Below are 19,758 nucleotides of genomic sequence, written 5' to 3' on the forward strand. Positions count from 1 at the left end.
CCTTACAGTATCGAGACTTAATTCCACCCGAGACTTCAGCGCTGCCATGGCTCAACGCACCCGTCTGGGAGATCTGCTCCGCCCCCTGAATTCGGAATACGGCAAAGTTGTCCCCGGCTGGGGCACCACACCAGTGATGGGCATTTTTATGGCCCTTTTCCTCGTGTTTTTGTTGATCATTCTTCAGCTGTACAACAAGTCACTGATCCTTGAAGGAATCAATGTCAACTGGAATGCTTTAGGTCTGGGCTGACATCAGCGAATGAATGTTTTCGGCATTGGCCTGCCAGAAATGGCCGTTATCGCGGCGGTCGCACTTCTGGTGTTCGGCCCAAAACGGCTCCCTGAGTTCGGACGCACCCTTGGGAAAACTCTTAAGGGCTTCCAGTCGGCCTCCAAGGAATTTGAACGCGAAATTAATAAGGCGATGGCTGAGCCTGAACCCGTAGGGGATCAGGCCAAGACGCTTGAAACACCCGCTGAGACCGTTGTGTCCCCAATGGTTGTGCCAGAAACAGAGCCAGTTTCCCCTTCCGATTGAGTCGATGAATCGTGGTGATCTCCGCCTAGTGGTGGGATTGGGGAATCCAGGTAATCGCTATGCCAACACCCGACACAACGTTGGCTTTATGGCTTTGGAACGCCTGGTCTCTCGCGAGGGCGGTGGCTTTCGATCCATGCCCAAGCTCCAAGGTCAGCTCGCTGATTTGGGTTCGGGGGACCAGCGATTGCGATTGTTGATGCCCCAAACCTTCATGAACGACAGCGGTCGCTCTATTCGTGCTGCTTTGGATTGGTTTGGCTTCGAGCTGCATCAGATTTTGGTCCTCGTCGACGATATGGATCTTCCGCTGGGTCGTTTGCGTTTGCGAGCCCGTGGGTCTGCTGGTGGCCATAACGGCCTTAAAAGCACCATTCAGCATCTCGGTACACAAGATTTCGCGCGTCTGCGCATTGGAATTGGTGCACCAGGGCAAAACCCCAGTGAGCGCAAGGCACGAACGGTGTCGCATGTGCTTGGAAGTTTCAGTCGTGACGAGGAGCCCCTTCTCGACAAGGTTTTGTTAGAAGTCGTCGATGGTTTGGAGAGGATTCAGCGTCAAGGCCTCGACCTTGCAGGAAATCACCTCAATGGGCTACAGCTGGCTTCTGCAATCACTGAGGTGTGATGGCAGCGCTACCTGTTACAACCGCCCATCTGCGGGTTCAACGCCAGAGTTTTGCGGATCAATGTTTGGAAGGAGACGTCCAGGCAGGAGGCTTCAATTGGCAGTTCAGTTGGTTTTTTGATCGCGGTGAGTTGAGTGTGGAACCTTCCCTGGGGCGAGCACTGATTCAAGATGCGCTCCTTCGCTTCCTTGTGAAATCTGACTATGACCTGGAGCCAGGAGGGGATTACACCTTCACCGTGAGGGCCCGTTTCTGAGGGGACCGGGTCCCGGCCATCGCAAAGGCCGTTCTAAGTAATCCTCAAGAATGACGAGCGCGGCGATGGCGTCGAGATCACCAGACGGGATGCGCAGGCCTGAAGGAAGCAAGCGCTTCCAGCCCCGTGCAGGCCACAACTGCCAGTAACGCTCGCGTGCTCGCAGGGTGGTTCCTGTTTCGTCCACGACGTGGACCTTCAGGCTGGTGGGAAGTTGTTGTTGCCAGATCGTGCTGCTGGTGCCGTCACCGATCACCAGATCAGCAATCTGAGCGTTCTCCCCCTGATCGTCTTCCATCCAGGCGCGCAGCTGATCAAGGACCTCAGAGCTTGGTATCACCATGCCTTGCAGAACCGTGTTCGTTGAGATGTCTGCAAGGAGCAAGCCGCATTTGCTTCGGCCAGGATCCAAGGCGACGACGCGTGTCATGGACTGAGTCGCAACTGGATGGCGATGGGATCGGCGGTCTCGCTGCGCCGCAAAGCAACCGCTTCGAGCGAAGCGAGACCGCCATTGCGGTCGACCAGCTCTTGGCCCAGCACATTGATGGCATTCACATCGAACTGCAGCCCCTTGCTGAGAGATCCGCGTCGTTGCACCTCGGCCAATGTGGAGGCAAGGAGAAGATTCAGTCGGTTGCGAACGGCTTCAGGGTTGCGCTCATTGCTCGCGAGGGTGGTGCGGGCCAGGATCTCCCCCTCTCTGGTCACCGTGACATTGGGAAGCACTTCCGGGAAGGCATACACAACGGTTTCACCCAGAAGCACATTGGCTGCTGAACGAATGTTCACAACCCAGGTGCCAGGTTTGCGAATTGTTTGTTCCAAGCGTTTGATGTCGGGTCGCGGAACCAGCAGGATCTGACGCTCTACCGGTTGGCCAGGGAGCGCTTGTTGATAGGCCTGAAGATTGGCATCTCGTAGCAACTGATCGATCACCGTTTTTGCCTGATCGGGGCGTTCTAGCTTCAAGGTCACGGTTGCAAGCGGCTGCCCACTGCTGATGGCGACATTTCCGCGACGCAGGGCGAGGAGAGTGTCTTCCAGTTGATTGAGTTCTTTCTCGCCACTGCGAATTTGAGAGCGCACGGCTGAGAGCTCCTGTTCGGTGCGTTGAATCTCAATATCTTTCGCATCCACGTCTTGGCTCAATCGCTGTCGCTCTGCCTCCAGGGATCGGGTTTGCTCCTGGAGTGGCTTCAGGGTGCGACGCAGTTCTGCCGCGCGCTGTTGGGCGGTTGTGAGCTCTTTGCCAGCTTGTGTCTGAGCGCGTTTGCTTGTTTTGAGGTCGGCGCGACTGCTCCGCAATTTCGCTTCGAGAGCATTCAGTTCGAACAGGCCCACCCTGAGCTGTCGACTGACCAACAACAAGAGTCCGAGTGAAAGGGCACTAATCAGGCTGCCCGTTAACACCGTAATCACCACGGCCGTGCGTTTGGGACGCAGTCCAAGCAAGCTCAGTCGAGCTTTCCCCACGCGAGATCCAAGACGGTCTCCCAGGGTTGAGAGCACGCCTCCAAGCACAAGAAGAGCGAGAAGTAGGAACCAGCCGGTCACAGAGAACGAAGGGTCAGAGTTCGGATAGAAGCTCCATCTTCACCTGCATGGTCAGCTGAATCGCTTGGCGAGAGCGATTGGATCGAGAACAGTGATCTTTTTGCGATCGATATCGACAAGGCTGGACGCCTTGAGATCACCCAAGAGACGAGTGATCGTGACGCGTGTGGAGCCGATGGCCTCGGCGATGGCTTGATGTGAGAGGCGAATATCGATGGTGATGCCCCGTTGACCAGGCACTCCGAAATCTCGACAGAGCACCAGCAGAAAACTCACCAGCCGGGACGACATGTCCCGATGGGTGAGCGTTTCGATCATCGTTTCGGTCTGGAGAATCCTGCTGGACAGACCTTGCAACAACAGCAATCCCACACTGGTGTCAGCTTCGATGGCCTGCCGCACTGATGTGGCGGGTGCCGTGACCATCTCCACTCTGGTGAAAGCGATCGAGTGATAAAAACGATCAGAGCGATGACCTGTCAATAACGACAGAACGCCAAACAAGCTGTTCTCTCGTAACAAGGCAACGGTGATTTCTTCGCCGGATTCGTACACCCTTGAGAGGCGAACGGCACCGCGACGAATGAGGTACACCTTTTCTGCTGGATCGCCGGGGAAAAAGATGGTTTTCCCCCGTTCCACCATTTCGGAATTGGCTCCATCGAGTCCCCGAATGACGTCTTGAAGAGTGCGGTTGGATGGAACCGCGGGGGTCCCGAAGCTCGAGGCCGCCGGGCGAATTGTTGGTGGTGCGTAGCGGCTGAAGCCGCGGCTGACCTCAGCCATGTTCCCAGCGCGTTTTACGAGATGTTATGGATCAGCCCACCCGGCTCCTGTAGCAAGGAACACGAAATGCTGCCTTGTCCTGAAGCGGAGTTCATCTAGCTGAAAGAGCCGCACGTTGATCATCCATGATTTTTTTGAGCCCAGGCTCGGCGAGGTCCAGGAGGGCATTGAGCTGGTGGCGGCTAAAAGGAGCTCCTTCTGCAGTGCCCTGTAGTTCCAGCAATTGTCCCTCTCCGTTCATCACGACATTGAGATCCACGTCGGCATGGCTGTCTTCGCTGTAGTCGAGATCGAGAAGGGGGCGGTCTTGAATCACGCCAACGGAGACAGCTGCCACCTGAGCTTGGACAGGGTTGGTGTTGAGAACACCTTGTTGCACAAGCCGTTCACAGGCTCGTTGTAGCGCGACCCAAGATCCGCTGATCGCCGCGGTACGGGTGCCGGCATCCGCCTGAATCACATCACAATCAATTCTCAACGTGTTCTCGCCGAGAGCTTCCATGTTGATGGCGGCGCGCAGGCTGCGACCAATCAGGCGCTGAATCTCCTGGGTGCGTCCACTTAATTTGAGCAGCTCTCTGTTTTGACGCTCTGGAGTGGATCCAGGAAGGAGTCGGTATTCGGCACTCAGCCATCCCTGGCCTTGATCTTTGCGCCAGCGAGGGACACCTTCCTGATGGCAAACGCTGCAAAGAACAGCGGTCCGTCCGCTGTGAATGATCACTGAGCTCAGGGCAAATCCCATGGGATCCCAGCTGATCGAGAAGGGGCGAAGATCACCCGGCCGACGTCCGTCATTGCGAGAGGTGTCGGTCATAAGTCCACGGTGCGGAGGTGCTTTGAGCCTGCCAGTTGGCTCGGCACACCATGGATGGTGTCAAAACACTTGTGCATTCAACTTTCACCGCTAGATTCATTCACATCCGGATTTGCCGGACTTCGGCGAATGTGATGACCGTCAGCCTCAGCCCTACCCATCATTCTCGTGAGTCGCGGACTGTTGACCACAGGACTCTCGAGCAAGCAGGGCTAAGGGGATTGCCCTCTGTCGAGGTTCGTCCACCCCTGCATTTGGTGGCTCCAGAAGGGCAGCTTGAGGTGCATACCGCCTCCTTTCGGGGGAGCTTTTCTTGTGTGCTGAGCCAAGCGCTGCGGACTGCAGGCCTGGGTAGCCATGTTTTGATCGCCCAGTTTCTCAAGGGTGGAGTGGGTCAAGGCCCCAAGAGCAGCCTCACCCTGTGCGACAGGCTCAGATGGTTGCGGCCTTCCGTGACGGAATGCCTGTCAGATGCTGCTGTGAGCCGCGATGAGGAGGTCAAAGAGGCAGTCCAAGAGGTTTGGCAGATCTGTAAGACCCATCTCTTAGAAGGCACGTTGGACCAACTCGTTCTGGATGAGATTGGATTGGCGATCGAGCTTGGCTATTTGAGCCACGAGGATGTCTTATCGGTGTTGGAGCAAAGGCCTTCAGCGATGGATGTGATCGTGACGGGGCCCGCGATCCCTGCAGAGATGATGGAGATGGCGGATCAAGTGACGGAATTGCGTCGAGGTTTCTAATGCTGAAGAACGATCGCTGGATTACGGATCAGGCTGATGCAGGCATGCTCGAGCCTTTTCAAAATGGATTAGTGCGCCACTTGGATCCGGATCAACGGCAGAGTCCGGTTCTGAGCTTTGGCTGTTCGTCGTACGGCTACGACCTGAGGCTTTCGCCTAAGGAGTTTCTGATCTTTCGCCACGTCCCTGGCACGATCATGAATCCCAAGCGATTCAACCCTGACAATCTTGAATCAACGCCCATTCATCATGATGAGGATGGAGACTATTTCATCCTTCCGGCGCATTCGTATGGCCTCGGTGTTGCCCTCGAAAAGATGCGAGTGCCGCCCAATATCACGGTGATTTGTCTTGGTAAAAGCACCTACGCCCGTTTAGGCATCATTGTGAATACAACTCCAGCGGAGGCTGGCTGGGAGGGACATCTCACCTTGGAATTTAGTAACAGTTCTGGCGCTGACTGTCGCATTTATGCCAGTGAAGGGATCTGTCAGTTGTTGTTTTTTGAAGGTGATCCTTGTGAGACCACCTACAGCGATCGGCAAGGTAAATATCAGCATCAACCCGAGCGCGTCACACTGGCCAAGGTCTGAATCAGACTGAACTCAACGGGTAATCTGGATTGTTTAACTGTTAAGCAATCCACAAGTTATTGTTGTCTTGAATTTGATTTATGAAGGTTGCTCAGGGAGCAAGTCGCGCTTTATGCAATCTTGTTTTTTCGTACCAACTCGCAAATTCTGGGGTCCACGTTTTGAGGTGTGGCCACATCAGGTCGCAGAGCTCGCGGATTTCCTGCTGGGCATCGAGCTTGGCGCGAAGATCCATGAAATGCAGGAAGGCTCTGAGCGTGAAGCTCACCACGAAATGTTGCCTGTAATCAAAGGGGAGGATGCCGCGGGCATGTTCCTCGGCGTAGCCGGCCTGAAGCAATTCCTGATAGCGATCGGCACTGATTTTGCAGTGGTTTAAATCTTTTTTTCGCTCAGCCTCGCTGTAAAGGTATTTCTTGCCCTTGCGGTCGCTGTACTCACCGACGGGGCGCAAATAAAACACCTCTTCGAGATCGAGTTCTCCAAGTGCTGCCCTGCAGATGCGATCGCCTGTGTAGCGCATGGATTGAACATCAAAACTGACGCCCACCCGGTGCGTCCGTGCCTGTTGCATCACGGAATGAGGAAACCAACCCACGTTCAACACAATCTGGGCATGCTCCATGGGTCCGTAATGGCCCCGCTCTCCTGCTAGAAGGCGTTTGACGCAAATTTCGCCGGCTCTGGTCTCATCGGGCCATTGCTCGCGATCGGCGGCCACGAAGCCTTCGCTGTAGTCCTGGTGCATACCCACGTACACGCACTGTTGCGGATTTGGGGTTGCGGCGATCAGGTCAACTCGAAAACGAGAGTCCATGGGTGTCGTCTGCGATGAACTGTTCATGGTTTGTCTAGCTGTGGCTGCGCGGGCCTGGGCTTGAAACCATCTCCGCAGGGGTCACGCTGCTGGTGGAACCAACTCCAGCAAGCTGGGGCAGTGGCTCATTGTTAATCAGTGCAACCGCCAATGATTCCAGCTGGTCTGCTGTTCTCGCCCCAAGCGAGCGGCCGCGCATCACACCGTCAGCTGAAAATAAATTGAGCTGTGGAATCCCCGTGACGTCATACCGGTCGATCAAATCCAACCAGCGTGGGTTGTCAATATTCACCAACACGACATCCAATTGATCGGCGTGCTTCTGTTCCGTTTGAAGCATGGCGGGTGCCATGGCTTGGCAGGCCTCACACCAATCGGCGTAAAACTCCAGCATGGTGGGCCGGGAATTGTTGAGGGCGACCTCAGGATCCAGAGATTGCCTGGCCAGCTGGTCGAGAGGGGCTTCCTGGTTGAGCCCGTTGCGAAGCAGAAATAATCCAGCAGCGAGGACCAGAGCCGTAATCAGCAGCAACCCCTTTTGCAAAGGGGTCAGGGTGGCGGGGGAGGAACTGCCGGTCATGCCGGGAACGTTTGAATGCTTTTACTTTGGCAGGCTGAAGGATGTGTTGTTGCTAGCGTTTAAAAGCCAATTCCGTTGTTGTGATCTGCTTTCTCGCTGATTTCATCAGTCGACCGTTGGCTGCTTGCTGATGTTTCTTCTTCGTTTCCTCCTACTGCCGCTGCGGGCTCCCCTGCTGCTTGTTCTGTTCGGTGTGGCAGTTTTTCTTGGCCATCACTGGTCCATTGAGAGCGAGCATTTGATCGCTCTGCAAAATGTGTCGCCCACCTTGTTCTGGACGGTGGAGGTGTTGCAATCGCTCGTGATTGTGCTCATCTGCACGATGCCGGATCTCCTCCTTCGCCAGCTGTCGTTGCTGATGGCGTCCAGCCGGGTGCTCAGCCTGATCTCCACCCTTCTGCTTGTGATCATGGTGGGCCTCTATCTGCTCAGTCTGAGCTTGCTGTCCGATGTGTTGATCTTGGCGTCTGCCACCTTGCTGGCCCGGCTGGACCTCACCCGGATCAAGGTGGTGCCTCCGCCTCAGGTCATGGCCTTTTGGTTGGCGGCGTTGGTGTTGGTGGGCATCTGGTTGGGTCAGGATCTGCCAAACCCCTTTGCCTCAGCTGTCGCAGCGGTCAGGTTCTGATCCGAGATAGGCCCAGAGATTTCCCAGTACTTTTTTTGTGTACAGGCGTGTTTCTGGATAGGGAATTCTCTCGATCCATAATTCCGGATCGTTCTTCAAAGCGGGTGTGACCCATTGACTGGCGGCTCCAGGCCCTGCGTTGTAGCTCGCAACGGCCAGCACAATGTCTCCTTGCCACTGCTCGAGCAACTGACCGATGTAGCGCGCTCCGAGGGTTGCATTGCGTGTTGGCTCTCGTAATTGATCCTGGCTGAGCGCACCGCCGGCGAGTTCTTCCGCTGTGGCTGGCATCAGCTGCAGCAACCCGACCGCCCCCACGGGTGAGCTAACGCCTGGGGAGAAACGGGATTCTTGCTTGGCGATCGCCATCAGCAGTTCATTCCGCACCTCCTCCTGTTGTGATGCGCTCTCAAACACCTGGGAGAGCAGACGCGGATGCTGGCTCCGGTGAAGGAGCTGACGCGTCTCACAGGATTGATTCACCAGCCTCAAACTGGCGCGCCAAAGACGACTCAGCCCTGTCCATGAGTCTCCGACGGCAACACGAAGACGACCTTCTACGAGCTTTTGTTCTGGATTGGTGGGCTGATCGGACGGGGGTTGTTGGTTTCGCCAGGTTTCCCATGCTTCCTGGGTTTGGCCGAGTCGCCAGAGACGATCCACAAATGAATCCCCACTTTGAAGTGGCTCCCAATGCGCTTGAAACGAATCGCCGAGACCTGCAGAGCGAGAGGCTGATGCTTGATGGAGATCTGGAAGATCTCCCCCTCCCAGTCTCACCCCGGCCCGCCAGGTGTAATAACTCCTTGGATGGGTTTTGACCAACTGCTCCCAGACCTGCTGAGCTTGGGTTGTTTGGTCTTGCTTCGACAGTGTGAGCCCCAGCCAGAACTGCTGCCTTGCGGCCAACGGTTCAGGAAGATTTGAGCTCGGAATGGCCTCTAGCAGTGCTTTTGCTGTTTGCCATTGGTCTTTTAAAAGGGCCTCGCGGGCCAAGTCCCACTGCAGTTGCCAGGCGGCTGGATTGGTAGGCCATCGCTTCAGAACGGCCATGGCATTCGCCGAGTCACCGAGTCGTACCCGGGCTGCTGCAACGTCAGCGGAGCGTTGTTGCAACGCTTGCGGCAGTGCATCCAACAGAGCGGGATCGGGTTTCAGCGGCTCGCTCAGCAGCGCCGCTGCCTCGAGAGCCGCTGGATCATCGGGGTTGTTGATGGCGAGCTCGAGCAAGCGCTGCGTTCCACGCTCCTGCTGTTCAGCGGTGCCTCGGAGCAGGACCCGACCAATGGCCAAGGCGCTGGCTGGAGTGGTGGGTGTGCCCTGGAGGCAGGCTTCCGCTGCACCGCCATCTCCAAGGGACGCCAGTCCTTGGGCCAGCGTCAGTCGATCGTTTTGGTGCAAGCCATCGCCGCTGATCCTGTTGCAGGCTTCCCTGAGCTGAATGGCAGCGCCTGGCCATCGGGCGCCCCAGCGGGCTAGATGCAAGGCGGCGATGGCTTGCTTGGGGGAGTCTCTTTTGGTTTCTGCTGCTGCTGCCAAGGCGGCTGGATGACCTGGTTGTTGTCGGAACAGCTCTGCATGGAGCGCTGGTTGGGCTTGCCCTAGTTGATAACGGGCATCGGCACTGGCGGCACTGCCAGGAAAGCGTTGAAGCAAGTCCTGCCAACGTTTTTGTTCTTCTGTCTGCTGGCCGAGTTTTGCTGCGGTTAACGCCTGCTGTTTCAGCGTGACGGCAGCGATGGGATCGTTGCCCCAGCCCTGATGGGCCAGCAAACGCTGGGACCTCTCCGCTGAATCGGCGCTGCGCGCCGCGAGTAAGAGAGCTGCTTCCCTCCGCTCTTTTGGATTGATCGACCAGCGGTAATGGGTCCAGAGATCAGCGTTTGAAAGTGATGGCGTGAGTGGAGCATGTAGACGGCGCAAGCCCATCTGTCCGCCAATGACTAGAGCAAGGGTGAGGAGTGGAGTTCCAGCGAGAAGCAGAAGGCCACGGGAGTATTGATCGGTCAAGCCTCGGCCGGAAACTGGTGGCATTCTGTTCCCAGCGCACGGCATTCGGATGGCAAAGGGGCAAGGGCCGCGGCGCCCAGGGAGCGAGCAACGGCGCCGCTGTGCGATTGCGACTGGCCTGGCTTTGCTGGTTTGGGGATTGCGTTGGCTTTGGCCCTTACATGTCGTGCCTGGCTGGCTGGTGGCAGGGCTATTGGCTTGGGCATTGCTGGAAGTGGCAACGCGATTGCTGGCTCCGCGTCGTTGGCGTTAGAACCAGCGGTCCGGCTTACGCTTGCGTTCAGAATTAGGTTTCCATGGCTGAAGCTGCCTTTCATCCTTTGGGGCACCTCCCAAAGCCATCGCAGATCAGCTTTGGGACCGACGGCTTGCGTGGTCGGGTCGACACCATGCTGACTCCGGCTTTGGCCCTTCAGGTGGGGTATTGGTGTGGACGCGTGCTTCAAGCCGAGGGGCCTGTGCTGATTGGCATGGATTCGCGCAGTAGCGGAAGCATGTTGGTCGCGGCACTCACCGCAGGCCTGACGGCTTCAGGCCGCGAGGTGTGGACTTTGGGACTGTGTCCCACGCCTGCTGTGCCCGGTTTGATTCGCCGCTATTCAGCGGCCGGTGGCTTGATGGTCTCGGCGAGCCACAACCCACCGGAAGACAACGGCATCAAGGTGTTTGGCGCCACTGGCAGCAAGTTGTCCCCCGAACGTCAGCAGGCGATTGAAGCTGGTTTGTTTGGTGGAGACGACTCTGGGATGGAAGTAGCGGCATCCGGAGCTGCACGCCATCGCCCTGAACTTCTTGACGACTACCGCGCGAGCTTGTTGTGCAGTGTTGGGCAGCATCGACTCGATGGTGTGCCCATCGTGCTGGATCTCTGCTGGGGGTCGGCAACTGCCTGCGGCGCCGAGGTGTTTTCTGCCCTTGGTGCTGATCTCACGGTGTTGCACGGTGATCCGGACGGAACCAGGATCAATGTGAATTGTGGATCCACCCACCTTGAGGCTTTACGCCGTGCCGTGATCGAGAAGGGTGCCGCCATGGGTTTTGGCTTCGATGGGGATGCCGATCGGATGTTGGCGGTGGATGGCCAAGGACGTGTGGTGGATGGCGACCATGTCCTCTTTCTCTGGGGGTCGGTTTTGCAGGAGCAGGGCCAGCTGCCCGATCAGCGCTTGGTCGCCACGGTGATGTCGAATTTGGGGTTTGAGCGGGCTTGGCAGGCGCGTGGTGGTCTGTTGGACCGGACAGCGGTGGGAGACCAGCATGTCCACGCTGAGATGGTCCGCACGGGGGCAGCCCTTGGCGGAGAACAATCAGGTCACATCCTGTCTTCTGCCCATGGTTTGGCTGGTGATGGTGTCTTAACCGCTCTTCAGATCGCAAGCCTCTGCCACGCTCAACAGCTCTCCTTGGCTGAGTGGGTGGATCAGAGCTTTCAGGCCTACCCCCAGAAACTGGTGAATGTGCGCGTTGAGAATCGCGAGCGCAGAAAGGGTTGGGCGGACTGTGCTCCCCTCCATTCCCTGGTTCAAGAGGCGGAGGCTTCAATGGCGGATGACGGCCGTGTGCTGGTGCGGGCGAGTGGGACTGAACCACTGCTGCGCGTGATGGTTGAGGCGGCCGATCAAGCGATGGTCGATCACTGGACCTCCCGCTTGGCCGCAGCGGCAGAGCAGCATCTCAACGCCTCTTGATCAGCAGCTTTCGAGGGCGAGGGTGAGCGCTCCATCGCAGGCGTCACCACTCCGTTCATCCCAGCGTGCATCCACCTGGCGACGGCGTAGGGACGTGTCTACAGCCTGTTGAAGGGGTGCCAGGTTCTGCAGTGCCCCACCCCTGGCGCAGAGTTTGGGCTTGGTGAGCCCCAGGGTGGAAGCCACGGCTTGAGCTGCTTCGGCAAGAGCATCGCCGGAGCGGTCGAGAATGGCCGCGGCCTCAACATTGCCGGCTTCCGCGGCGGCGCAGACGAGGGGTGCCAATTGAGCGAGCTGGGCTGGTTGGTAATCGGGCTGAACAACGAAGGCCTTGACGTCTGTGGCTGTGCGGCAACCAAGGACTTGCCACAGCTGCTTGCGCAGTGGTCCGTCTGGAAGTCGGCCATCGGCCATGCGCAGGCTGAGCTGTAGCCCCTGATGGCCGAGATCAAAGGCAGCCCCTGCTCCATCCAGTTGCCATCCCCATCCGCCGCAACGTGTTTCAAGGCCTCTGTCGTTGCGTCCAACCACGATCATTCCCGTGCCGCTGATCAGCACAACGCCGGCATCGTTGGGAAAGGCTCCACGCAGGGCAGTGCGTTCGTCGCCTGTGGCGATGCAGTGCTTTTTTGGCAGCTCGAGACTGGCTGATAACAAATCTCTGGCACGGTTTTGAAGCGCTGTGCCCTGCTCCACTCCGCTGGCACCAACGGCGGCAGCTGTGATCTCCAGCCCGTCGGGATTGGCGGCTTGCAGGCTGCTGCGAAGGGCCTCCATGAAGCGCGTTTCGCCTCCGCTGGCTTGGAGATGGCTGACGCCACTGCCCTGGCCCTCGCCTAGTGGTTGCCAGGTCCCGTTGTGCCAACGGCTCAGCTTGCAGCGGCAATGGGTTTGGCCAGCATCGAAGCCAGCCAAAATTAGTGCGTTATTCATGGCTGGTCTGGTGTGCCTGACTCAGGGTTGCCAGGCAAAACCAACCGATGATTTGCACTTCTGGTCGAAAAAAAATCGTATCCGTGGCGCCTTGGACGACCAGTCCGACGATGGCGGCAAGGCAGCCCAGCCAGGGCAACGCCAGGGCAGCCGTTGAGCGCAGGGCTGTGAGGCCGTTGCGAAGACTGGCTCCCGCTAACCCAAGAGCAGCGATTAGGCCTGGAATGCCCGTTTCAACGAGGAGTTCCAGGGGAACGGAATAGGCGCTCAGGGCATTGAACTTGGGTTGTTGATAGAGGGGGTAAATGGCATTGAAGGCGGCGTTGCCTGGCCCGATGCCGAGCCAGGGCCGGTCTTGAATCATCTCCACTGCGGCCAACCACACGTTGATGCGGAAGTTGTTGGAGCTATCGCCTCGTCCCGCCAGCAGGCTGGCGACCCGTGTGCGGATCGGATCCACCTGCGTGACTGCGATCGCCAAGGTCACACCAGCCAGTACCAGCAGAGCGATGGGGACGAGACGCCGCCACAGTTTTGGCCAGCTGCGGATGGCACGCAACACGAGCAGCAGCACCAGCACACCAAGGGCCGCGAGCATGCCGAGCCAGCCCCCGCGGCTGTAGCTAAACAGGGTGGCCGTTGCTCCCAAACCCAGTGCAATAGCTGCATAGCAACGTGCCCCCCAGCCCCTCCAGCGGATCAAGGCAACGAGCGCTAACGGCAGGATTGGCACCAGATATCCCGCCAACAGATTGGGGTTGGCTAGGGGGCCATAAACCCTGATCGTCCCTGCGGCTACGGAGTTTGGGTCGGCCCAGCGTGCGAGCTCCTCAGTGGGTCCGTAAAGCTGGCGCAAGGCCATCACACTGGTGAGTAATTCACCGCCCAGCAACGCGGCCAAGAGTCGGTCCCACCACTCGGGTCGTTCGGCCAGTAGCTGGCGCATCAGGGCATACACACCGAGATAGCTGAGCAGTTTGATCAAGCCTTTCGCTGCTGCGGCAGGAACAGGGGAGAATCCTGTTGCGAGTAGGGCGATGCCAACAAACAACAGCACCCAGGCGCTGATGGCACCGATGCGCTGCGGTTGGCTCACGCTGGACCAGAGGATCCACAGCGCTCCGCAAGCCAGAACCACGAGCGCGAGTCCCGTTCGCGTGAGGAAGGGCAGTCCTGCGAGCAGAACCATGAGCAGGATGCTGGCCAACCAGCGAAGGCGTCTGCGCTGCGGATCACTCGCGGGCAGGACTCCTTGCCAGCGCAACAACAAAGGTGGTGGGGCCGGAGCCTCAGCCATGAGGTGTGGGTGCAGCGTCTTTGGAATTATCAACCTGTTGCCAAGCCATCTCCAGATCCCTTAATGCTGGAAGCGCAGCCTGGGTGCGCTCAAACAGCACGCGATAGGTGGGTTGTCCCTGGTCCTGGACGTAGCGCTCCCGTTCCGTCGCTACGGGCAAGGGATTGCTGGTTCGCCATGGCTGTGGATCGTCTTTCGGGCGGGCAAAGCAGTTGGAGAGCTCCACGAGGGCCACCATCGGTTCGATCACTGCCAACACATCACTTTGCAGAAACAGATGTCGGCCGGGATGGAGTGCGGCGGCGATGGCATGCAAGAGGGCGGGTTGCAGCACTCGGCGTTTGCGATGGCGTTGTTTGAACCAGGGATCTGGAAACTGAATGCTGACCAGCTGCAACTGGTCTGGTGGCAACGCTGCCATCCAAGCTTCCAGGCTGATATTGGCGTTGCAAAATAAAAAATGAAGGTTGTGCTGCTGCAGCCGGTCACGATCCCGTTGGGCTGCTTGCACCAGGGGCCTGCGGATCTCAACTCCGAGGTGGTTTCGATCGGGCTGCATCGCCGCCAGCTCCAACAGAAAAAAGCCTCGAGCGCAACCAATATCGAGATGGATCGGCAGGTTGGGATGCGCAAACAGCTTCTGTGGCGCCGGTAGCTCCAGCGGCAACTGAAAGAAGCGGCTGAGGGGATTGACGTGCTGGCGCATCAGCCCTCAGGTGACTCAACAAGAGGTGCGTGGCGGAGTAAGCCCCAGCAAGCGGTGTAACCATGCAGGTAGGTGGTGTTGCTCAAGGGTCCGATCTCGCCGTTGCAGAACGCTCCGGCGATTGGAAGATCGGGCATCACGTCGCGAGCGATCGAAACATCACCGTTGGCTTCTCCAAACAGCCCGCTCCCTCGACCGAGGCAGGCAAATAACAGACCGCAGAGGGGAGGTGGCAAGGGACAACGCTCTTGGCTGACCTCCAGCAGCTGGCGTGCCTCCTGCCTTGATGACTGCGCTTCTCGGAGCTGAAACTGCACGTGTTGGCCTGGGCGGACCCGCTCAGCGACGGCGACTGCACCATTTCGTGGGTCGACGCCAATCAGATTGCGTACCAGAAAATCGCTGGGGCACTCCTGCATCAGATTGCGACGTTCCACCCCAAGGAACAGGGAGTGCTGCACCAGCTCTCTGTCCTCCGCATTGAGATCGGCCAGGACGCGTTGTAAGCAGGCCACAGGCGTGTCGCGACGATCACCATCGCTGAGTTCCAGCAGGACGTTGCGTTGGGCTTGTTCGATCGCAAACACGGGACCAATCGGTCGGCAGCCCTGGGCAACAACCGGATCAAGAACCCAGTCGCCACCGATGCTCACCCCAGCGGCACCATTGATGATCTGACCATTGAGGAGCAGGGATCCATGGCTGGCGTTATGGGGTGCGGCAATTCCTCCGATGATCGCAGCGTTGGGATAGGCGTAATCCAGGCCGCTGATGAGGTCGTTGATCGCTCCGCAACTGGGATCGATGAACAGCAACAGGGAGCGGCTGTTTGCTGGGTCCACGCTGACCCAGTCCTGCCAGTTTTGAACCGGTCCATCAAGGTCCGGGAGAGAGCCAGTGTCCAGTTGAAACGGCTTCAGCTGAGCTCCAGGGAGATTTAAGAGGGTGATGCTGAGGGCCGTGGTCTGTTCCAGCTCTTGCGATCGCCCGGCACTGTCCGTTCCAACAACGCCGCCTCCAACAAAACCAATCCAGTGTTCGGCCTGGATTCGCTGGCTGAGAAGCGGAAGCAACCGCGGCAGATCGCTGGCGAAATGGTTGGAAACAAAAACCAGGGCTAAATCGCCTTTTTCCGAGCCAAGTTGATTGGTGACATCTTTTGAAGCCTCCTCTAGAGAGGCACAGCCACTGAGTGCCGTTCGGCACTTGGCCTGGGCTCCGGAGCCTCGGAACCAATCGAGGGGGTTGAACGGAACCATGTATTGGACCTTACCAATCTTGAGGGCTAGGTCGATGGCATCGATAATGGCTCCACCTTGAACCTGCCTGGTGCCTGATCTCCCCTATCGCAGTTTGGTTTGGCTGACGTATCGCCTGGGTGCAACGTTTGCCCTCGGCGTCCCGCTTGTGTTGCTGATCTGGGCAGGGGTGCGGCGTGAGCCAGCCATTGTGCGATTGCTGGGTCTGTACTGGAAGGTGGCAAGCCTGCTTCCCATCAGTGTGTTGCTGCTCACCGATCGGCGTCCGATCGGCTATGTCATGGCCTTCCTTGCCCCAGTCCTGATGGCGGTTTCGGTGTGGTTCTGGGTGGATCTCAATGAAGAGCTGGCGGACAGTGCACCGGGTAGTGCCCTACCGCTGACCGTTCGTATTTGGCGCTGGGCGCTCAGTGGATTTGCCTTGCTTGCGGCGGGGATGTCAGCCACGGCATTGCGCTGTGCGGACCAACTGAGCGGTGCTGAGTGCTTGGCCTGGCTGGAAGGCCCCCAGGGATTGCATCGCGTCGCCGAGCGTTTGTTCGATTTCGTCTTCGGTGGTCAGTGGAGTGAGGCTGTTGCCGCATTTATTGGCTATGTGGCTTTAGTGGCCTATGTGGTGGGGCTCCTCCAGTGGCTCCTCGTGCGTCTGCCACGTCAAGGGCGGGTGGCTGGTGAGTTCTGATTCGTTGTTGCCGGCTCTTGAAGCGATCAGTCGCGATCGTCCCGATCGCGTGTTGCGCCTGCGAGGAACTGTGCAGACCTCTGAACGGGAAGAAGAAGCCCTTGAAGTGTTGATCTTTCGGGGCTTCAGCAGCTGCACCACCCATCCCACGGATTTTGATCCGGATAGAACCGTGCTGCCTGATGGAGCGGCACTTGAAACCGCTGAATTGTTGCGCGGTCCACTCAATCCTCAGCGGGAGGAGAGGCTGATCGGGCCCCTGCCTCCTGAGCAATTGATCGATGCAGACCACTGGATCTAACTATTAGCGCCGTTCCAGTACGGACACGCAGCGACCGCACAAGCCGGGGTGATCACTGTTCTGACCGATGTCGCTTTCATAATGCCAACAGCGCTCACACTTCTGACCTCGAGACAGGGCTACTTCGATCGCGGCGAGCTCGTTGTCATCACTGGCCAGCAATTCGGCCCAGGGCTCGCCTCCAAGCTGCAACTGGGACACGAGTAGCCAGTCGCGCAGGCCATCCACCTCTTGATCCCCTTTGCTTTGGAGCCAGTGAAGGGCGTCTTGGAGTGCGGGGGTGCGCGCTTCGAGGCGAACGGCCGCTTCAAGCGATGCTCCGAGCTTGCGCTTGCTTCGGCATTCTTCCAGCACCTTGTTCACCGCTGCGCGCAGCTCGCGAAGTTCCTGCATAGGGGCTCGAAGGCTGTCATCGCGCCACTCCTCCGGCACGCTGGGCCAGCCGCTGAGAAACACCGACTCGGTCCCTGTGGGATAGGGGATGTTTTGCCAGATGTCTTCCGCCATATGGCAAAGCACCGGGGCGATGGCCGCGGCCAGACGTTCGATGATCAGCGCCATCACGGTTTGGCAGCTGCGGCGACGCTTGTCGTTGGGTGCGCTGACGTACAGGCGGTCTTTGGCAATGTCGAGATAGAAGTTCGAAAGATCGGCGACGCAGAAGTTCTGCAGGAGCTGGAAGAAGCGGAAGAATTCATAGCGTTCAAACGCTTCACTGATCTGGTCGAGCACGGTCGCAGTGCGCTGCAACATCCAGCGATCGAGCAATGGCAAATCGCTGATGGCGATTGCATCACGGCTTGGGTTGAAGTCGTGAAGATTGCCGAGGAGGTAGCGCGAGGTGTTGCGCACCTTGCGATAGACGTCAGAAAGCTGCCGAAGGATGCCAGCACCGATCGGCACATCTGCCGAATAATCCACAGAACTCACCCAAAGGCGGAGTACATCAGCGCCGTAGGCGGGTTCTTGCTTTTGGTTTTTGCCGCCTTCGATGATCACCATCGGGTCCACAACATTGCCCAGTGATTTGCTCATCTTTCGGCCTTTCTCATCCAAGGCAAAGCCATGGGTGAGCACGGTTCGGTAGGGAGCTGTTCCGTTGACTGCGACCGAGGTCAACAACGAGGACTGGAACCAGCCGCGATGCTGATCTGATCCTTCTAAGTACAGATCTGCGGGGTAGCTAAGACCTTCGCGTTGGCTCGATACGGAGGCCCAGCTGGAGCCGGAATCGAACCACACATCCATGGTGTCGGTGCCCTTACGCCAGAGATGTGCTTCTGCGCTGTGGCTGGAGGGGAGGAGATCAGCCTCGTCTTTTTCCCACCAAATGTCGGCTCCGTGTTCTGCGATCAGCGCTTTGACATGGGCGATGGAGTCCGCATTGAGCAGCACTTCGCCGGTTTCACGTTGGTAGAACACGGGAATCGGCACACCCCAGGTCCGTTGACGGGAAATGCACCAGTCGCCCCTCTCGGACACCATCGATTCAATCCTGTTCCTGCCGGATGCAGGCAGCCATTGCACGCCATCAATGGCCGTTAGCGCCTCGCTGCGGAATCCTTCTACTGAGGCAAACCACTGTTCTGTCGCTCTGAAGATCGTGGGCTTTTTTGTGCGCCAGTCGTACGGATAGCGATGGCTGTAGCTCTCTTGGAGGAGTAGGGAACCGGAGTCCTCGAGGGCCGCGATGATCTTTGCATTGGCATCCTTGAGAACGTTTAAGCCCTCGAATGGGCCGGCTTCTGCGGTGAGGGTTCCGGCCTCATCCACGGGGCAGAGAACGGGCAGGCCATGCTTGCGCCCGGTGTTGAAGTCATCCACGCCATGGCCTGGTGCCGTGTGCACCAGGCCCGTACCCGATTCCGTGGTGATGTACTCCCCACCCACAACGATGGCGCTGCGGCGCTCGAGCAGGGGGTGGCTGTAGGTGATGCCAGCAAGATCGGCCCCCTTCACGGTGGCTTTGGCTTGCAGTGGGCGTTCCAGCTTGGAGGCGATGGAGTCGCAGAGCTCTGCTGCCACGATCAGAAATTGCCCGTCGCCGTCATCGGCGAGGCAGTAATCGAGGCGATCGTTCACCGACACCGCCAGGTTCGCGGGCAGGGTCCAGGGGGTGGTCGTCCAGATTGCCACCTGTAGGCACTGTCTCAGGGCGTCGCTCTCTGCGGGGACGTCCAAGCCCTGCGCCTTCAGCTTGCAACGGAGGTTTTCGGGAAGATCAACAACAGGAAAGCCTACGTAGACACTGGGGCTGGTATGCCCATCGGGATATTCCAGTTCGGCTTCGGCCAGGGCAGTGCGAGAGCTGGGGCTCCAGTGCACTGGCTTGAGCCCTCGATAGATATGCCCCTTCAGCGCCATCGTTCCAAAGACGTCGATCTGAGCGGCTTCGTAGTCCTTTTGAAGCGTGAGATAGGGGTGATCCCAGTCAGCCCAGATGCCCCAGCGTTTAAAGCCAGCCATTTGGCCTGCAACTTGCTTGTGGGCGTAGACCGCAGCCTTTTTGCGCAACTTGATCGGGGTCAGGGCTTGACGCTGTTCCTGGCTCATGGCCTGGAGCACTTTGAGCTCAATCGGGAGGCCATGGCAGTCCCAGCCAGGCACAAAACGCACCTGTCGGCCTTGCATCAGCCGATGTTTATTGATGATGTCTTTGAGCACCTTGTTTAAGGCGTGGCCCATGTGTAGGGCGCCGTTGGCGTATGGGGGGCCGTCGTGAAGGGTGAATATCGGACCGGAATTGTTGCGCCCCAGATCCAGGTCAATGCCTTTCTCTTTCCAGAACGCTTGAAGTTCCGGTTCGCGGTGGATGGCATTGGCACGCATGCCAAACCCCGTCTCCAGCAGGTTGAGGGTGTCTTTGTAGGACGGGCGCTGATCAGCGTCCTGGCCTGTCTGCTGGGTCACGTTGGCGGCTGCAGCAAAGGGGATT

The 19,758-nt window shown here is 58.3% G+C and carries 23 protein-coding genes; 11 read left to right on the forward strand and 12 right to left on the reverse strand.

Annotated features, from left to right (window positions below; genetic code table 11):
• Window positions 1-46 precede the first annotated feature (46 nt).
• From psbH to SIC18_RS04390, 4 genes are read left to right on the forward strand one after another with little or no spacing between them, the layout of a single operon-like run.
• A complete protein-coding gene (gene psbH, locus SIC18_RS04375) occupies window positions 47-253 on the forward strand; it encodes a photosystem II reaction center phosphoprotein PsbH (protein ID WP_048347814.1) in 207 nt (68 codons plus the stop codon).
• 9 nt (window positions 254-262) lie between these two features.
• Window positions 263-541, forward strand: coding sequence for a TatA/E family twin arginine-targeting protein translocase (locus SIC18_RS04380; protein ID WP_413430276.1), 279 nt, complete (start codon window positions 263-265; stop codon window positions 539-541).
• Between the two features lie 4 nt (window positions 542-545).
• Window positions 546-1,169, forward strand: a complete 624-nt coding sequence (gene pth / locus SIC18_RS04385; protein WP_048347816.1) for an aminoacyl-tRNA hydrolase — start codon at window positions 546-548, stop codon at window positions 1,167-1,169.
• Window positions 1,169-1,426, forward strand: coding sequence for a DUF3146 family protein (locus SIC18_RS04390; protein WP_006853677.1), 258 nt, complete (start codon window positions 1,169-1,171; stop codon window positions 1,424-1,426). The genes pth and SIC18_RS04390 overlap by 1 nt, the downstream gene beginning before the upstream one ends.
• On the opposite strand, the gene SIC18_RS04395 is transcribed toward SIC18_RS04390, so the two are convergent.
• The 4 genes from SIC18_RS04395 to rph form a co-directional block, all read right to left on the reverse strand.
• Window positions 1,404-1,856, reverse strand: a complete 453-nt coding sequence (locus tag SIC18_RS04395; RefSeq protein WP_413430277.1) for a resolvase — start codon at window positions 1,854-1,856, stop codon at window positions 1,404-1,406. The two genes, SIC18_RS04390 and SIC18_RS04395, sit on opposite strands and share 23 nt — an antisense overlap.
• Complete coding sequence (locus SIC18_RS04400; protein ID WP_413430278.1) at window positions 1,853-2,983, reverse strand: DUF3084 domain-containing protein; 1,131 nt, start codon at window positions 2,981-2,983, stop codon at window positions 1,853-1,855. The genes SIC18_RS04395 and SIC18_RS04400 overlap by 4 nt, the downstream gene beginning before the upstream one ends.
• Window positions 2,984-3,034: 51 nt before the next feature.
• Window positions 3,035-3,769, reverse strand: a complete 735-nt coding sequence (ntcA, locus tag SIC18_RS04405; protein ID WP_413430279.1) for a global nitrogen regulator NtcA — start codon at window positions 3,767-3,769, stop codon at window positions 3,035-3,037.
• Between the two features lie 91 nt (window positions 3,770-3,860).
• The gene (rph, locus tag SIC18_RS04410; RefSeq protein WP_048347820.1) at window positions 3,861-4,586 is read right to left on the reverse strand and encodes a ribonuclease PH; all 726 of its coding nucleotides are present in this window, start codon (window positions 4,584-4,586) and stop codon (window positions 3,861-3,863) included.
• Window positions 4,587-4,720: 134 nt separating this feature from the next.
• Here rph and SIC18_RS04415 point away from each other — a divergent pair, with 134 nt between their 5' ends.
• Window positions 4,721-5,329, forward strand: a complete 609-nt coding sequence (locus SIC18_RS04415) for a cob(I)yrinic acid a,c-diamide adenosyltransferase (protein ID WP_048347821.1) — start codon at window positions 4,721-4,723, stop codon at window positions 5,327-5,329.
• On the forward strand, window positions 5,329-5,922 hold the full coding sequence (dcd, locus tag SIC18_RS04420) for a dCTP deaminase (protein WP_011618295.1): 594 nt from the start codon (window positions 5,329-5,331) through the stop codon (window positions 5,920-5,922). Before SIC18_RS04415 ends, dcd begins: the two co-directional genes overlap by 1 nt.
• Window positions 5,923-6,013: 91 nt before the next feature.
• Here the strand turns inward: dcd and thyX are convergent, their stop codons facing one another.
• On the reverse strand, window positions 6,014-6,739 hold the full coding sequence (gene thyX / locus SIC18_RS04425; protein WP_048347822.1) for an FAD-dependent thymidylate synthase: 726 nt from the start codon (window positions 6,737-6,739) through the stop codon (window positions 6,014-6,016).
• 34 nt (window positions 6,740-6,773) lie between these two features.
• Complete coding sequence (locus SIC18_RS04430; RefSeq protein ID WP_048347823.1) at window positions 6,774-7,319, reverse strand: thioredoxin domain-containing protein; 546 nt, start codon at window positions 7,317-7,319, stop codon at window positions 6,774-6,776.
• Between the two features lie 130 nt (window positions 7,320-7,449).
• On the opposite strand from SIC18_RS04430, the gene SIC18_RS04435 reads away from it, so the two are divergent.
• On the forward strand, window positions 7,450-7,947 hold the full coding sequence (locus tag SIC18_RS04435) for a hypothetical protein (protein ID WP_048347824.1): 498 nt from the start codon (window positions 7,450-7,452) through the stop codon (window positions 7,945-7,947).
• Here SIC18_RS04435 and SIC18_RS04440 read toward each other — a convergent pair.
• Complete coding sequence (locus SIC18_RS04440; RefSeq protein WP_413430280.1) at window positions 7,921-9,981, reverse strand: transglycosylase SLT domain-containing protein; 2,061 nt, start codon at window positions 9,979-9,981, stop codon at window positions 7,921-7,923. The two genes, SIC18_RS04435 and SIC18_RS04440, sit on opposite strands and share 27 nt — an antisense overlap.
• 25 nt (window positions 9,982-10,006) lie before the next feature.
• On the opposite strand from SIC18_RS04440, the gene SIC18_RS04445 reads away from it, so the two are divergent.
• Both SIC18_RS04445 and glmM read left to right on the forward strand, forming a co-directional pair.
• Window positions 10,007-10,210, forward strand: coding sequence for a hypothetical protein (locus tag SIC18_RS04445; protein ID WP_048347826.1), 204 nt, complete (start codon window positions 10,007-10,009; stop codon window positions 10,208-10,210).
• 43 nt (window positions 10,211-10,253) lie between these two features.
• On the forward strand, window positions 10,254-11,645 hold the full coding sequence (gene glmM / locus SIC18_RS04450; RefSeq protein WP_413430281.1) for a phosphoglucosamine mutase: 1,392 nt from the start codon (window positions 10,254-10,256) through the stop codon (window positions 11,643-11,645).
• On the opposite strand, the gene SIC18_RS04455 is transcribed toward glmM, so the two are convergent.
• From SIC18_RS04455 to SIC18_RS04470, 4 genes are read right to left on the reverse strand one after another with little or no spacing between them, the layout of a single operon-like run.
• Window positions 11,646-12,578: a BadF/BadG/BcrA/BcrD ATPase family protein gene (locus SIC18_RS04455; protein WP_413430282.1), complete on the reverse strand. Its 933-nt coding sequence runs from the start codon at window positions 12,576-12,578 to the stop codon at window positions 11,646-11,648.
• Complete coding sequence (locus SIC18_RS04460; protein ID WP_413430283.1) at window positions 12,571-13,875, reverse strand: IctB family putative bicarbonate transporter; 1,305 nt, start codon at window positions 13,873-13,875, stop codon at window positions 12,571-12,573. Before SIC18_RS04460 ends, SIC18_RS04455 begins: the two co-directional genes overlap by 8 nt.
• Window positions 13,868-14,581 carry a tRNA (guanosine(46)-N7)-methyltransferase TrmB gene (gene trmB / locus SIC18_RS04465; RefSeq protein ID WP_250395606.1) on the reverse strand — a complete coding sequence of 238 codons (714 nt, stop codon included), beginning with the start codon at window positions 14,579-14,581 and terminating at the stop codon, window positions 13,868-13,870. Before trmB ends, SIC18_RS04460 begins: the two co-directional genes overlap by 8 nt.
• Entirely contained in the window at window positions 14,581-15,840 is a 1,260-nt protein-coding gene (locus SIC18_RS04470) for an FIST N-terminal domain-containing protein (protein ID WP_413430284.1), read from the reverse strand. Before SIC18_RS04470 ends, trmB begins: the two co-directional genes overlap by 1 nt.
• Before the next feature lie 70 nt (window positions 15,841-15,910).
• On the opposite strand from SIC18_RS04470, the gene SIC18_RS04475 reads away from it, so the two are divergent.
• Window positions 15,911-16,522: a DUF3177 family protein gene (locus SIC18_RS04475; protein ID WP_048347832.1), complete on the forward strand. Its 612-nt coding sequence runs from the start codon at window positions 15,911-15,913 to the stop codon at window positions 16,520-16,522.
• Window positions 16,512-16,823 (forward strand): hypothetical protein, encoded by a 312-nt coding sequence (locus SIC18_RS04480; RefSeq protein WP_048347833.1) that lies wholly within the window; start codon window positions 16,512-16,514, stop codon window positions 16,821-16,823. Before SIC18_RS04475 ends, SIC18_RS04480 begins: the two co-directional genes overlap by 11 nt.
• Before the next feature lie 3 nt (window positions 16,824-16,826).
• Here SIC18_RS04480 and ileS read toward each other — a convergent pair whose 3' ends face one another.
• Window positions 16,827-19,733, reverse strand: coding sequence for an isoleucine--tRNA ligase (gene ileS, locus SIC18_RS04485; protein WP_413430285.1), 2,907 nt, complete (start codon window positions 19,731-19,733; stop codon window positions 16,827-16,829).
• Window positions 19,734-19,758: the final 25 nt, after the last annotated feature.

Source organism: Synechococcus sp. Cu2B8-bc1011 (genome assembly GCF_047302735.1).
In the GTDB taxonomy this organism is placed as follows: domain Bacteria; phylum Cyanobacteriota; class Cyanobacteriia; order PCC-6307; family Cyanobiaceae; genus Synechococcus_C.

Coding starts and splice junctions, on each gene's coding strand:
- SIC18_RS04430 (WP_048347823.1), bottom strand. CDS start 7,319: ATGACCGGCAGTTCCTCCCCCGCCACCCTGACCCCTTTGCAAAAGGGG.
- SIC18_RS04455 (WP_413430282.1), bottom strand. CDS start 12,578: ATGAATAACGCACTAATTTTGGCTGGCTTCGATGCTGGCCAAACCCAT.
- glmM (WP_413430281.1), top strand. CDS start 10,254: ATGGCTGAAGCTGCCTTTCATCCTTTGGGGCACCTCCCAAAGCCATCG.
- trmB (WP_250395606.1), bottom strand. CDS start 14,581: ATGCGCCAGCACGTCAATCCCCTCAGCCGCTTCTTTCAGTTGCCGCTG.
- psbH (WP_048347814.1), top strand. CDS start 47: ATGGCTCAACGCACCCGTCTGGGAGATCTGCTCCGCCCCCTGAATTCG.
- SIC18_RS04445 (WP_048347826.1), top strand. CDS start 10,007: ATGGCAAAGGGGCAAGGGCCGCGGCGCCCAGGGAGCGAGCAACGGCGC.
- ntcA (WP_413430279.1), bottom strand. CDS start 3,769: ATGGCTGAGGTCAGCCGCGGCTTCAGCCGCTACGCACCACCAACAATT.
- dcd (WP_011618295.1), top strand. CDS start 5,329: ATGCTGAAGAACGATCGCTGGATTACGGATCAGGCTGATGCAGGCATG.
- SIC18_RS04380 (WP_413430276.1), top strand. CDS start 263: ATGAATGTTTTCGGCATTGGCCTGCCAGAAATGGCCGTTATCGCGGCG.
- SIC18_RS04435 (WP_048347824.1), top strand. CDS start 7,450: ATGTTTCTTCTTCGTTTCCTCCTACTGCCGCTGCGGGCTCCCCTGCTG.
- SIC18_RS04440 (WP_413430280.1), bottom strand. CDS start 9,981: ATGCCACCAGTTTCCGGCCGAGGCTTGACCGATCAATACTCCCGTGGC.
- SIC18_RS04470 (WP_413430284.1), bottom strand. CDS start 15,840: ATGGTTCCGTTCAACCCCCTCGATTGGTTCCGAGGCTCCGGAGCCCAG.
- thyX (WP_048347822.1), bottom strand. CDS start 6,739: ATGGACTCTCGTTTTCGAGTTGACCTGATCGCCGCAACCCCAAATCCG.
- SIC18_RS04390 (WP_006853677.1), top strand. CDS start 1,169: ATGGCAGCGCTACCTGTTACAACCGCCCATCTGCGGGTTCAACGCCAG.
- SIC18_RS04460 (WP_413430283.1), bottom strand. CDS start 13,875: ATGGCTGAGGCTCCGGCCCCACCACCTTTGTTGTTGCGCTGGCAAGGA.
- rph (WP_048347820.1), bottom strand. CDS start 4,586: ATGACCGACACCTCTCGCAATGACGGACGTCGGCCGGGTGATCTTCGC.
- SIC18_RS04395 (WP_413430277.1), bottom strand. CDS start 1,856: ATGACACGCGTCGTCGCCTTGGATCCTGGCCGAAGCAAATGCGGCTTG.
- SIC18_RS04415 (WP_048347821.1), top strand. CDS start 4,721: ATGACCGTCAGCCTCAGCCCTACCCATCATTCTCGTGAGTCGCGGACT.
- pth (WP_048347816.1), top strand. CDS start 546: ATGAATCGTGGTGATCTCCGCCTAGTGGTGGGATTGGGGAATCCAGGT.